Below are 12,023 nucleotides of genomic sequence, written 5' to 3' on the forward strand. Positions count from 1 at the left end.
CCCAAATTAAAAAAATATATCGAGAATATCGATGGCAAGTAAAATTGGGATATCATCTATATAATCGCTCATCTCAAGAGCCTGCAAAAATAATAAACTATCATTGAAATGAGATAACAATTCGTTTTCAATTAACCTTTTCAGCACATACTGGGCAGCGGTCATTAAAGCATACGCTTGCATCCCAGTAAACATCGGGAGCTTAGCGAGTGCTCGTTCCATTTCAACAATTTCATCGACAACTTCCGATGAAGCCCCTACTAACGCCAGCAAAGCTAAGTATGGATAAGACCTTTTCTTCACTTTCACACCATTATTTAAAAATGACTGCTTCATCGCGACTACATAATCAACTAATACCGGCTGAAACTCCTCATCATACAATGGCAATAGCTGTGTCATTGCTTGCAAGGCATCCCCATTTTTAAAACCTTTGCCGTGCAAGGCATCATAGTATTTCCGCATTGTTTGAGCTAGCTTAACCGTATTATTTTGCTTTTTTGTCAGTAAAACTGCATATGGAATATCATCTTTACCGGTCAGGAAAAAATGATGTTTTTTCATTTCATCATGTAATGCTTTTGCTTTTCCAGCATGTGCTTCATCCACTAAAAAAAGGGCTGCGATTTTTTGATAGCTGTTGGATTTAAACCCTGCATTCAATAATGCCTTTTCATTTAACTTTAAACGATGAAGCTCCTGCTCAGGTTGTGGGTGCAATGCGAAATGGGCTAACATTTTATATGTTAAAACTGAATTATTTGATGGTGTAGAGAAAAACTCGAAAAATGATTGCCTTGATTTTTGATTATGTATTTCTTTTACATTCTTCTCAAATGCAGGGCCATTAAATGTTTCACGTGAAAATGTAAATTGTACCGCTAATGGTATCCTGGCAGCACTTTGTACGTCCGCACCGAAAAAAAGCTCCATCCGCTCATTATTATTTTTAAGTAATTGTATAAAAGTTGTTTGCTCCATCAGTACACCCTCCTTTCCTTGATTATACGCCTAAAATTTAAAAGTGAAAAAAATTTGATTTTTTCTCCACAAAAAAGAGGAATACTGATTGTTGAACCAGCATTCCTCTTTTACAACTTTATACTTGAAGCTCATCAAGCTCTTCTTTTGTGAAAGCCCGTGATCTAGATAAAAAGCGTTTTCCTTCGACGCCCTCTAACGAAAACATTCCGCCACGTCCATCGACGACATCAATAATAATCTGTGTATGCTTCCAATAATCATATTGGTTTTTGTGCATATAAAATGGACTTCCGCCAATATGACCGAGCAATATATCCTGGTTGCCGATAATTAAATCGCCATCCGGATAGCACATTGGAGACGAACCATCACAGCAGCCTCCCGATTGATGGAACATAACCGGGCCGTGGCGCTCTTTCAATTTCTCGATCAACTGTAGTGCTGCTTCGGTTGCTATAACGCGATCAACCAAATTCTGCACCCCCTCTCTTAGAAGAAGCCTAAGCGGTTTTCATCATAACTTACTAGCAAGTTTTTCGTTTGTTGATAGTGGCTTAACATCATTTTATGGTTTTCGCGACCAACACCACTCATTTTGTAGCCCCCAAACGCCGCATGTGCCGGATATGCATGATAGCAGTTCGTCCATACACGTCCCGCCTGAATACCACGGCCAAAGCGGTAAGCAGTATTCATATCACGTGTCCATACACCTGATCCTAATCCATATAATGTATCATTTGCGATTTCCAACGCTTCTTCTTTCGTCTTAAATGTTGTTACAGCAACAACCGGGCCGAAAATTTCTTCCTGGAAAATACGCATTTTATTATGACCTTTAAATACAGTCGGTTTAATATAGTAGCCGTCTGCATAATCACCGCCTAAATCATTTTTCTCGCCGCCGATTAAGCATTCCGCGCCTTCCTCTTTACCAATTTGTAAATAGGATTGGATTTTTTCCATTTGTTCCGATGATGCCTGTGCACCCATCATTGTATCTGTATCTAAAGGGTTGCCTGTTTTAATTGCTTCAACACGCTTTAATACGCGCTCCATAAATTTCTCGTAGATTGATTCCTGAATAAGTGCACGAGAAGGACATGTACATACTTCACCTTGGTTTAAAGCAAATAATACGAAGCCTTCAACCGCTTTATCCAAAAATGCATCATCTGCATCCATAATATCTTCAAAGAAAATGTTCGGTGATTTACCGCCCAATTCCAGAGTAACCGGAATCAGATTTTGAGATGCATATTGCATAATAAGGCGACCAGTCGTCGTCTCACCTGTAAATGCTATTTTACCGATGCGCGGATTCGATGCTAACGGCTTTCCTGCTTCTAAACCGAAGCCATTTACAACATTCAGCACACCTGGTGGAAGTAAATCTTCAATCAGCTCAACAAGCACTAAAATTGATGCTGGTGTTTGCTCAGCCGGCTTTAATACGACACAGTTTCCTGCAGCAAGTGCAGGCGCCAGTTTCCATACAGCCATTAATAGCGGGAAATTCCATGGAATAATTTGTCCAACTACACCAATCGGCTCATGGAAGTGATAGGCCACTGTATTTTCATCAATCTGACTAAGTGATCCTTCCTGTGCACGTAAAGCACCCGCAAAATAACGGAAGTGATCAATGCCCAAAGGTAAATCTGCATTCAAAGTTTCACGTACTGCCTTACCGTTATCCCATGTTTCTGCAACGGCCAGCATTTCTAAATTTTGTTCCATACGATCTGCAATTTTCAGTAAAATATTCGAGCGTTCAGTTGCCGATGTCTTACCCCAGGCATCCTTTGCCGCATGGGCTGCATCTAAAGCAAGCTCAATATCTTCTTCCGTAGAACGCGCGACCTGGGTAAATACTTTGCCCGTAACAGGAGTAACATTGTCGAAGTACTCCCCCTTTACTGGCGGTGTCCATTTACCACCGATAAAGTTGTCATAACGCTCCTTGAAATTTACTAATGCGCCATCCGTGTTTGGATTTTGATACACTGCTGCCATTGAAATCTCTCCCCTTTGCACAAATTGTGGTGACCATACCTTCTCATAAAAAGGCAGTGCTGACATCCATGCTGTAAAGCTCACTTTTCTGTGAGAGGTATCTTCATCTATTATATTGTCAGAAAAGTTGAATCATTTCAAATATTAAACTACAATTTTCAGATTATTTTATTATTCCCTATTCTGTTATACTGAAAATGAAGAGATTACTATAATAAAAATGTATAAAATGGGTAAATTCCAGTAAAGATAAGTTTATCCATTGGATAATCAACTGTCATTTCGAACGAAGTATTACAAGTACAGATAGACTCCTGTATACTGAAGATATTCTATTAGTAGGTGAAAAATTATGAGAATCAATAAGTTTTTAGCAGAAACCGGCATCGTGTCCCGTCGCGGTGCAGATAAATGGGTAGAAGATGGACGTGTAAAAATCAATGGGGTTGTTGCAACAAACGGCAGCCAAGTTGAAACAGGCGATGAAGTATTAGTTGACGGTAAGCCTGTAAAAAGACAGGAAGAATTAGTTTACATTGTACTGAACAAGCCTGTTGGGATTACGAGTACAACAGAAAAACAAATTGAAGGAAATGTTGTGGATTTTGTAAATCATCCGCTTCGTATTTTCCATATCGGACGTTTGGATAAAGATTCAGAAGGTTTACTGCTTCTTACAAATGACGGAGATATCGTCAATGAAATTTTAAGAGCAGAAAATCATCATGAAAAGGAATATGTCGTACAGGTAGACAAGCCGATTACCGATCAATTTATTCACGATATGAGCTCGGGAGTGGAAATTTTAGATACAACGACATTACCTTGTCGAGTAGAGAAGGTGTCTTCTAAAGTGTTTAAGATTATTTTAGAACAAGGATTAAATCGCCAAATTCGCCGAATGTGTTCTGCACTTGGCTATTCTGTACAGCGATTACAGCGCATTCGTATTATGAATATTCATATCGGCAATTTAAAGGTCGGACAGTGGCGTGACCTTACAGATAAAGAAAGAAGTGAACTATTTCAGTTACTGAACTACACACCAAAGCAATAAGAATATACAAATATCAGATAACGAATCCATTGTTTGGTAGCATTTGTTAGAGTCTTTATAGAACAAGTCCGCTATTTTCGATATGAAAGTAGCGGACTTGTTATTTTATAATCCGCCTAAATAAGCGGCTCTTACTTCATCGCTCTCCTGCAGTTCTTTTGCTGAACCTGTTAGGACGATTTTGCCTGTTTCCAAAACGTAGGCGCGGTGGGCAACCGATAATGCCATATGTGCGTTTTGCTCTACAAGCAATACTGTCACACCTTCTTTGTTGACCATTTCAATAATGTTGAAGATGTTTTTTACCATAAGAGGGGCTAGACCCATTGATGGCTCATCCATAATGATCAGCTTCGGCTTAGCCATTAAAGCACGGCCCATCGCAAGCATTTGCTGTTCTCCGCCTGATAAAGTCCCTGAAAGCTGCTTGCGTCGTTCCAACAGACGAGGGAACAACTCAAACACATGGTTTAAATCCTTTTTTATAGCCTCTCGGTCATTCCGTAAATAGGCACCCAATTCCAGATTTTCTTCCACTGTCATGTTCGAAAATACGCGACGTCCTTCCGGTACATGGGAAAGCCCTGCCTTTACAATCGTTTGTGCCGGCTTTCCATCGATTGCCGCACCTAAATATTCAATCGAACCCCGCTTTGGCTTCAGTAAACCTGAAATTGTTTTTAGCAATGTGCTTTTCCCTGCTCCATTGGCACCGATCAGTGTTACAATTTCGCCTTCTTTTACTTCGAGGGAGATTCCTTTCAATGCTTGGATATTACCATAAAATACATCGATATCATTAATTATTAGCATATTATTCTGTAACCTCCTCACCTAAGTAAGCCTCAATTACTTTCGGGTTTGAACGGATTTCTTCAGGTGTCCCATCGGCAATTAACTGTCCGTGGTCAAGTACGTAGATTCGCTCACAAATACCCATAACTAAGTTCATATCATGTTCGATCAATAAAATCGTTAAATCAAATTCCTTACGAATAAAAGCAATTAGCTCCATTAAATCATGCGTTTCCTTTGCATTCATCCCGGCTGCCGGTTCATCCAATAATAATAGCTTTGGTGCAGCAGCCAACGCTCGGGCTATTTCCAGGCGTCGCTGCATTCCGTACGGCAAATTTTTCGCAAGCTCGTCACGGTATACATCAAGCCCGAATATTTTCAAGAATGCTAATGATTCCTGTTCCATTTTCTCTTCGCCTTTAAAGTGACTTGGCAACCTGAAAATGCTCGAAACTAAATTATGTTTTGCCAAACCATGGTTAGCGACCTTTACATTATCCAGTACAGACAACTCTTTAAATAGGCGAATATTTTGGAATGTCCGGCTAATACCTTGGCGTGTCACCTTATATGGATCCAGGCCGCCAATTGCTTTTCCGTTGAATATAATTGTCCCTTCCGTTGGTGTATATACCCCTGTCAGCATATTAAATGTGGTTGTTTTCCCTGCACCATTCGGGCCGATTAAACCTATCAACTCTCCTTGATTCAAATGCATTTCTACATTTTGAACAGCCTTTAAACCCCCAAACTGAATACCTAGCTTTTCTACTTTTAGAAGTGCACTGCTCATACGCGTGTACCTCCTTTTTTACCAAACTTGAAGTATGCTGTGATCTCTTTTGAACCTAATAAACCTGTAGGTCGATAAAGCATAACTAATATTAAAATCAGTGAGTAAATAATCATCCGCGTTTCCGGGAAGTCCTGTAAATACGTAGAGACGAATGTCAGTAATACTGCTGCAATAACAGAACCAGATAAACTGCCTAATCCGCCCAATACGACGAATATTAAAATATCAAATGACTTTAAAAACCCGAATGCTGTCGGCTGAATAATATAATAGTTATGGGCATAGATGGCACCCGCCACTCCAGCGAAGAACGAACCGATTGCAAATGCGACAACTTTGTAATAGGTTGTGTTAATGCCCATTGCGTCAGCCGCAATTTCATCTTCACGTATGGAAATACACGCACGACCATGACGTGAATTCGTAAAGTTCGAGATGACGAGAATTGTAATGAATGTCGCAAAAAATGCATATGTCCATGTTGACTGATGGGCAACTTGCAAGCCTGCTGCACCACCCACATAGTCAGTATTCACAAATACAATTCGAATAATTTCAGCAAACCCTAGCGTAGCAATCGCCAAGTAGTCGCCTTTTAAACGAAGTGAAGGAATTCCTACAAGCAATCCGGCAAGTGCTGCGACAATAGCGCCAATTAAAATGGCTGTAATAAATGGCATGCCAAATTTCATTGTACAAATAGCCGATATGTAAGCTCCAACAGCTAGAAAACCGGCATGCCCTATCGAGAACTGACCTGTAACCCCGATAATGACATGTAAACTTACCGCCAAAATAACATTAATACACATTGCGATGAACATGTTTTGATAGTAGAACTGGATAACACCGTTGGAAATCAATAATTGAATAACTGCATAAATCACAAGTGCTAGGACGGCATAACCCCAAAAGATTTTCGATTTTTTCATGCTGTTCACCTACACTTTCTCGCGCGTATTTTTACCGAAAATACCCGCTGGACGTAATATTAGAATTAAAATCAGGATGACAAATGCGGCTGCATCTCGCCATAATGAATATCCGAGAGCCGAAACAACTGTTTCAACAACCCCTAGTACAAGACCGCCTACCATTGCCCCTGGAATAATGCCAATACCACCTAATACAGCGGCAATGAATGCTTTAATACCAGGCATAATCCCCATTAACGGATCAATACGTGTATAGTAAATGCCAAAAATTACGCCCGCAGCTCCTGCCAGTGCGGAACCAATTGCGAATGTGGCTGAAATCGTATTATCTACGTTAATGCCCATTAAGCGAGCTGCATCTGCATCATGGGATACGGCACGCATTGCTTTACCGATCTTTGTTTTATGAACAATGAATTGTAATAAGATCATTAAGAAAATCGAAACAGATAAGATGAATATCGCCAGTGTACTGATCTGGGCACCGAAAATTTCAATATTCTTCGTTGCAAATACAGACGGATACGCCTCTGGTGACGGACCTCTAAAGAAAATTACCGTATATTCAATTAACAGTGAGACACCGATTGCCGTAATAAGAGCTGCGATTCGCGTTGCATTACGCAGTCGCTTATAGGCGACACGCTCGATTATTACTCCAATAACGGCACATAATATCATCGCGATAATAAGGGCTAAAAAGACATTCATTTCCCAACGTGCAATGGCATAAAAGCCGATAAAAGCACCAAGCATGAAAACATCACCATGGGCAAAGTTGATGAGCTTAATAATTCCGTATACCATCGTATAGCCTAGTGCGATTAGTGCATAAATACTACCTAGCGAAATACCATTCACTAATTGTTGGATCCATTCCATACAGTTCACTCCTTTTTTCTCTATTAATGTATGAAAAAAAAAGGGAGGCTAGTTCCGCCCCCCTTACTCGTAAAAAATTAAGGATTAACTTTAGAGTTGAACTGTTGTTTGCCGTCTACGAATTCTAGAACTGTTGCAGATTTTACTGGGTTGTGGTTTTCGTCAACTGTGAAAGTACCTGTTACTAAGCTTAAATCTTTCGTTGATGCAAGCTGCTTTTGAATTGCTTCGCCTGTAATGTCTCCATCTACACGCTTAATCGCATCAACGATAAAGTAAATCGAATCATAACCTAATGCATGGAAAGCATTCGGTGATTTGCTGTACTCATCATTAAATGCTGTAACGAAGTCCTGAATTTTTGAATCCGGATCTTCAGATGAGTAGTGGTTAGTAATAAAGGTATTATTTAACGCATCAGCACCCGCTAATTCAATTAGTGTTGGCGAATCCCAACCATCAGCACCCATAAGCGGTACGGTAATACCTAATTCCCGTGCTTGTTTTACGATAATCCCTACTTCTTCATAGTAGCCAGGGATGAAAATGAAATCAGGATTTTTCCCTTTAATATTAGTTAATTGAGATTTAAAGTCTACGTCCTTTGCAACATACGCCTCTTCTGCGACTACCGAACCGCCATTTGCAGAAATAGTTTCCTTAAATGATGCGGCTAAACCTTTCGCGTAATCTGAAGCATTATCCGCGAAAATTGCCACATTTTTAGCTTGTAGTTCATTTGTCGCAAAGTTTGCTGCTACCGTCCCTTGGAATGGGTCGATGAAACAAGTACGGAATGCATATTCATTTACTGTTCCGTCATCGTTTACTGTTACATTTGGTGCAGTACCTGACCCTGTCACCATCGGAACTTTATGCTGACTTGCGATTTGTACTGTTGCAACGGAGTTCCCTGAAGTAGCCGGCGCTAACATTGCCACTACTTTTTCTTGTTCTGCTAATTTCATGGCAGCAGAAGTTGCTTCCGCTGTTTCTGATTTATTGTCGACTGGAATGTACTCCAGTTTTTTTCCATCTATACCGCCTGCTGCATTAATTTCTTCAATCGCCAACTTTGCTCCATCATTAATCGATGATCCGTATGAAGCTACAGCACCTGATAATTCTAAGTTGGCTCCGATTTTAATCGTGTCGCCAGCTGCGTTGCCGCCGTCTCCTGATCCAGAAGAACTAGATTCATCTGTACCACAACCAGCTAACACCCCTGTTAATAAAGCTGTTGCCATGAATAATGAACCATACTTTTTTGTCTTTTTGTGATTTGTCATCATCATTTCCCCCTTAGTCATACTACAAATGTTTGATATTTCTGATAATTATAACCAATACCTTACATTCGCACAATCTAAATTTTCAATATTCAGAATAAATCTACGAGAATAATATAAACAATTATTCCAACTTCTGTATTGTAATCGAATACCAATTATTAGTCTAGTACGATTATTCTGTTAATTTTATGTATTCTAAATTTACAGTCTACTATTTTCTGATAATAAAAAAACGCCGTTTATTGTTTCGGAATACGAAAAACGACGATACGTTCATTTTCATTTTTTTCATGGCGTAATTTTATATCTAAATGGCAATGTAGTGACTGCTCTTGTTGCAGGAAATCCATATAGTCAGGGGATGGATAATATAAAATAATATCTACTATTCGCGGGTATAACGTGATGGAATCCATAACATGCTTTATAAACTCACGAAATACATGTACTGAAAAGGGGTTGAAGAAGAAAAAGACATTATCGTGCTTTTTAATTTCATATGTCTCGGCGATGATGTTCAAAAATTGAATCGGTGCTTGTTTCTTCTTTACCTTTTTTAAATATTGCTCTGCATTATGTTCCGCTTCTGTAAAAAACTTCTGATCCATTTCAATGCCAATAACGGGAATATGGAAGCGATGATATATATAAATAGGAACACGCCCTTTTCCGCAGCCGATATCCAGAAAATGTGCTTTAGGGGGTAGCTCGTAGGATTCGAATAATTGCTCCAGTCCGCTATAGGGTGTAGGTTCATAGCGATGGTATTTTGCTAATTTGGGAAAACCGTATTGATAGCCGGTTGTTTCGATATTTAGCATATGATCATATTGCTGCTCGTTCATTCATTCACCTCACTAACTAGTTTAAAAAAATATATTTCTATAACGTTAATCTAAATTGAAGCTATATTTAAGCTCATGTTCAAGCAGCCACTGTTTTCTCCATAAACCGCCTGCATACCCTGTAAGTTTACCATTTTTGCCGATAATCCGGTGGCATGGGACGATAATACTTATCACATTTTTGCTATTTGTCATTCCAACAGCGCGGACAGCTTTTTCATTTTCAATCTGTTGGGCAATTTCTTTATAGGAAGCGGTTTTGCCATAAGGAACTGTTGTTAATGCTTGCCATACCGTTGTTTGAAACATTGTTCCTTGCAATTTATAAAGTATCGAAAAATCTTTGCGTCGGCCTTTAAAATATTCATCCAGCTCTGTACTGCAGTCCAATAAAAGCTGAGGGGTATCATTAGCTGGGAAGTTTATAATTTCTTCTCGCTCTGCAAATAATACCGATGCTATAAAATGTTCAGTTCCTGCAATCTCAATAACGCCAATTGGTGAAGCATAATCTAATTTATACATTGTACTCCTCCTTCCCTTCTCCAAATTTACTATAGCGTAATTTCTTTATTAAAAAAAGAACCTTTAATCCGACAATGATTAAAGGTTCTTTCTATTAACAATTATGCTTTGTTTAAACCTAAAGCTTTCGTTGTTGTTTCATGTACTTCTTTAAGAAGTTCTGTATTTTCAACTAAGTTTTCACCGTAAGATGGAATCATTTCCTTAATCTTTGGTTCCCAAGCTTTCATCTCTTCTGGGAAGCATTGGTTGATTACTTTTAACATAACAGATACAGCTGTAGAAGCACCTGGAGATGCACCTAATAATGCTGCGATAGATCCGTCGTGTGCAGTTACAACTTCAGTACCGAATTGTAATGTCCCTTTACCAGCGTCTGTGTCTTTAATTACTTGTACACGCTGACCTGCAACACTAACTTCCCAGTCTTCTGACTTGGCAGTTGGAATGAATTGACGTAATTCCTCCATACGTGCTTCTTTTGAAAGAACTAATTGAGAAACTAAATATTTGCTCAACGACATTTCTTTCACACCACAAGCTAGTAAAGTTAATAAGTTATGTGGTTTAATCGATGCAAATAAGTCCATATTTGAACCTGTTTTTAAGAACTTCGGAGAGAAGCCTGCGAATGGTCCGAATAATAATGATTTTTTACCATCGATATAACGAGTGTCTAAGTGTGGTACTGACATCGGTGGCGCACCAACCGCTGCTTTACCATATACTTTTGCATGGTGTTGGTTAACTACTTCTTCATTGTTACACACTAAGAATAAACCAGAAATCGGGAATCCACCGATATGTTTTGATTCAGGGATACCGGATTTTTGTAGTAACTCAAGGCTACCACCACCAGCTCCAAGGAATACAAATTTCGCAATGTGGTATTCGACTTTACCGTTTTCTTTGTTATGAACTTTTACTTCCCAAGAACCATCTTTTAAACGTTTTACATCTAAAACATTATGGTTGTAGTTTACATCTACATCTTGCTTTTGTAAGTTCGTGATTAACGTACGAGTTAACGCCCCAAAGTTAACATCCGTACCAGAATCGATTTTTGTTGCAGCAATTGGTTCACTTGATTTACGTTCATTCATAATTAAAGGAATCCATTGTTTTAGTGTTTCAGGATCATCCGAGAATTCCATACCTTCGAATAATGGATTTGCTGTCATTGCTGCATGACGCTTTTTAAGATACTCAACATTGCTAGCACCTTGTACCATACTCATATGTGGTAATGGCATAATGAATTCTTCCGGTTTTTCAATTTGCTTTGTGTTAACTAAATGTGTCCAAAATTGTAGTGAATCTTGGAATTGTGTGTTAACGTTAATCGCTTTTGTAATATCGATTGTTCCGTCTTTTTTCTCGCTTGTGTAGTTAAGCTCACATAAAGCAGCATGCCCAGTTCCGGCATTATTTAATTCGTGAGAGCTCTCTTCACCCGCTTTAGCTAGGTTCTCAAATACTTTGATCTTCCAATCCGGTGCTAATTCTTTAAGCATTGTACCTAAAGTAGCACTCATAATTCCGGCACCAATTAAGATAACGTCTGATTTGATATGCTTGTTACTCATTTTTACCTTCCCTTACATATATATTAAGATTTTTAGAATAATGTAAGCGCTCTATTTTACTATCGACAACCCTTTATAGGAGACGATTCCATTGATTCTATATCATTTATTACCTTATTGTAGTGTAACACAATTGTGAAAAGATTAAAATATATACAAACCGAGACAATGCAAGCAAGTGAAAAGGTTGTCTTTTGCGAGAATAGGCGAAACATTTATGAGCATATTTTGTAGAAGCTTAAAATTATTTATTTATGTTTTCTTTATTTTCTAACAACTTTTTTCTAACTATTTTGTCTATTTTACG

The 12,023-nt window shown here is 38.8% G+C and carries 12 protein-coding genes; 1 reads left to right on the forward strand and 11 read right to left on the reverse strand.

The window, feature by feature from the left end; genetic code table 11:
- Positions 1-6: 6 nt before the first annotated feature.
- From MHH44_RS00150 to adh, 3 genes are all read right to left on the reverse strand, one after another.
- A complete protein-coding gene (locus tag MHH44_RS00150; RefSeq protein ID WP_340797501.1) occupies positions 7-981 on the reverse strand; it encodes a DUF4003 family protein in 975 nt (324 codons plus the stop codon).
- 118 nt (positions 982-1,099) lie between these two features.
- A complete protein-coding gene (locus MHH44_RS00155; RefSeq protein WP_087617877.1) occupies positions 1,100-1,456 on the reverse strand; it encodes a DUF779 domain-containing protein in 357 nt (118 codons plus the stop codon).
- A gap of 17 nt (positions 1,457-1,473) precedes the next feature.
- A complete protein-coding gene (adh, locus tag MHH44_RS00160) occupies positions 1,474-3,000 on the reverse strand; it encodes an aldehyde dehydrogenase (protein ID WP_008407036.1) in 1,527 nt (508 codons plus the stop codon).
- 352 nt (positions 3,001-3,352) lie between these two features.
- Here adh and rluF point away from each other — a divergent pair, with 352 nt between their 5' ends.
- Positions 3,353-4,057, forward strand: a complete 705-nt coding sequence (gene rluF, locus MHH44_RS00165; protein WP_340797502.1) for a 23S rRNA pseudouridine(2604) synthase RluF — start codon at positions 3,353-3,355, stop codon at positions 4,055-4,057.
- A gap of 105 nt (positions 4,058-4,162) precedes the next feature.
- Here the strand turns inward: rluF and MHH44_RS00170 are convergent, their stop codons facing one another.
- The 8 genes from MHH44_RS00170 to mqo form a co-directional block, all read right to left on the reverse strand.
- A complete protein-coding gene (locus MHH44_RS00170; RefSeq protein ID WP_008407040.1) occupies positions 4,163-4,870 on the reverse strand; it encodes an ABC transporter ATP-binding protein in 708 nt (235 codons plus the stop codon).
- A gap of 1 nt (position 4,871) precedes the next feature.
- Positions 4,872-5,648, reverse strand: coding sequence for an ABC transporter ATP-binding protein (locus MHH44_RS00175; protein WP_008407042.1), 777 nt, complete (start codon positions 5,646-5,648; stop codon positions 4,872-4,874).
- Positions 5,645-6,583, reverse strand: a complete 939-nt coding sequence (locus MHH44_RS00180) for a branched-chain amino acid ABC transporter permease (protein ID WP_340797503.1) — start codon at positions 6,581-6,583, stop codon at positions 5,645-5,647. The genes MHH44_RS00175 and MHH44_RS00180 overlap by 4 nt, the downstream gene beginning before the upstream one ends.
- Positions 6,584-6,592: 9 nt before the next feature.
- On the reverse strand, positions 6,593-7,468 hold the full coding sequence (locus MHH44_RS00185; protein WP_008407046.1) for a branched-chain amino acid ABC transporter permease: 876 nt from the start codon (positions 7,466-7,468) through the stop codon (positions 6,593-6,595).
- 77 nt (positions 7,469-7,545) lie between these two features.
- On the reverse strand, positions 7,546-8,757 hold the full coding sequence (locus tag MHH44_RS00190; RefSeq protein WP_340797504.1) for an ABC transporter substrate-binding protein: 1,212 nt from the start codon (positions 8,755-8,757) through the stop codon (positions 7,546-7,548).
- A 242-nt stretch (positions 8,758-8,999) separates the two neighbouring features.
- On the reverse strand, positions 9,000-9,605 hold the full coding sequence (locus MHH44_RS00195; RefSeq protein ID WP_340797505.1) for a class I SAM-dependent methyltransferase: 606 nt from the start codon (positions 9,603-9,605) through the stop codon (positions 9,000-9,002).
- 45 nt (positions 9,606-9,650) lie between these two features.
- Positions 9,651-10,130, reverse strand: a complete 480-nt coding sequence (locus MHH44_RS00200; protein ID WP_014822387.1) for a methylated-DNA--[protein]-cysteine S-methyltransferase — start codon at positions 10,128-10,130, stop codon at positions 9,651-9,653.
- 101 nt (positions 10,131-10,231) lie between these two features.
- Positions 10,232-11,716: a malate dehydrogenase (quinone) gene (gene mqo, locus MHH44_RS00205; protein ID WP_014822386.1), complete on the reverse strand. Its 1,485-nt coding sequence runs from the start codon at positions 11,714-11,716 to the stop codon at positions 10,232-10,234.
- Positions 11,717-12,023: the final 307 nt, after the last annotated feature.

This window comes from Solibacillus sp. FSL K6-1126 (assembly GCF_038003445.1).
Classification (GTDB): domain Bacteria; phylum Bacillota; class Bacilli; order Bacillales_A; family Planococcaceae; genus Solibacillus; species Solibacillus silvestris.

Coding starts and splice junctions, on each gene's coding strand:
- MHH44_RS00150 (WP_340797501.1), bottom strand. CDS start 981: ATGGAGCAAACAACTTTTATACAATTACTTAAAAATAATAATGAGCGG.
- adh (WP_008407036.1), bottom strand. CDS start 3,000: ATGGCAGCAGTGTATCAAAATCCAAACACGGATGGCGCATTAGTAAAT.
- rluF (WP_340797502.1), top strand. CDS start 3,353: ATGAGAATCAATAAGTTTTTAGCAGAAACCGGCATCGTGTCCCGTCGC.
- MHH44_RS00170 (WP_008407040.1), bottom strand. CDS start 4,870: ATGCTAATAATTAATGATATCGATGTATTTTATGGTAATATCCAAGCA.
- MHH44_RS00175 (WP_008407042.1), bottom strand. CDS start 5,648: ATGAGCAGTGCACTTCTAAAAGTAGAAAAGCTAGGTATTCAGTTTGGG.
- MHH44_RS00180 (WP_340797503.1), bottom strand. CDS start 6,583: ATGAAAAAATCGAAAATCTTTTGGGGTTATGCCGTCCTAGCACTTGTG.
- MHH44_RS00185 (WP_008407046.1), bottom strand. CDS start 7,468: ATGGAATGGATCCAACAATTAGTGAATGGTATTTCGCTAGGTAGTATT.
- MHH44_RS00190 (WP_340797504.1), bottom strand. CDS start 8,757: ATGACAAATCACAAAAAGACAAAAAAGTATGGTTCATTATTCATGGCA.
- MHH44_RS00195 (WP_340797505.1), bottom strand. CDS start 9,605: ATGAACGAGCAGCAATATGATCATATGCTAAATATCGAAACAACCGGC.
- MHH44_RS00200 (WP_014822387.1), bottom strand. CDS start 10,130: ATGTATAAATTAGATTATGCTTCACCAATTGGCGTTATTGAGATTGCA.
- mqo (WP_014822386.1), bottom strand. CDS start 11,716: ATGAGTAACAAGCATATCAAATCAGACGTTATCTTAATTGGTGCCGGA.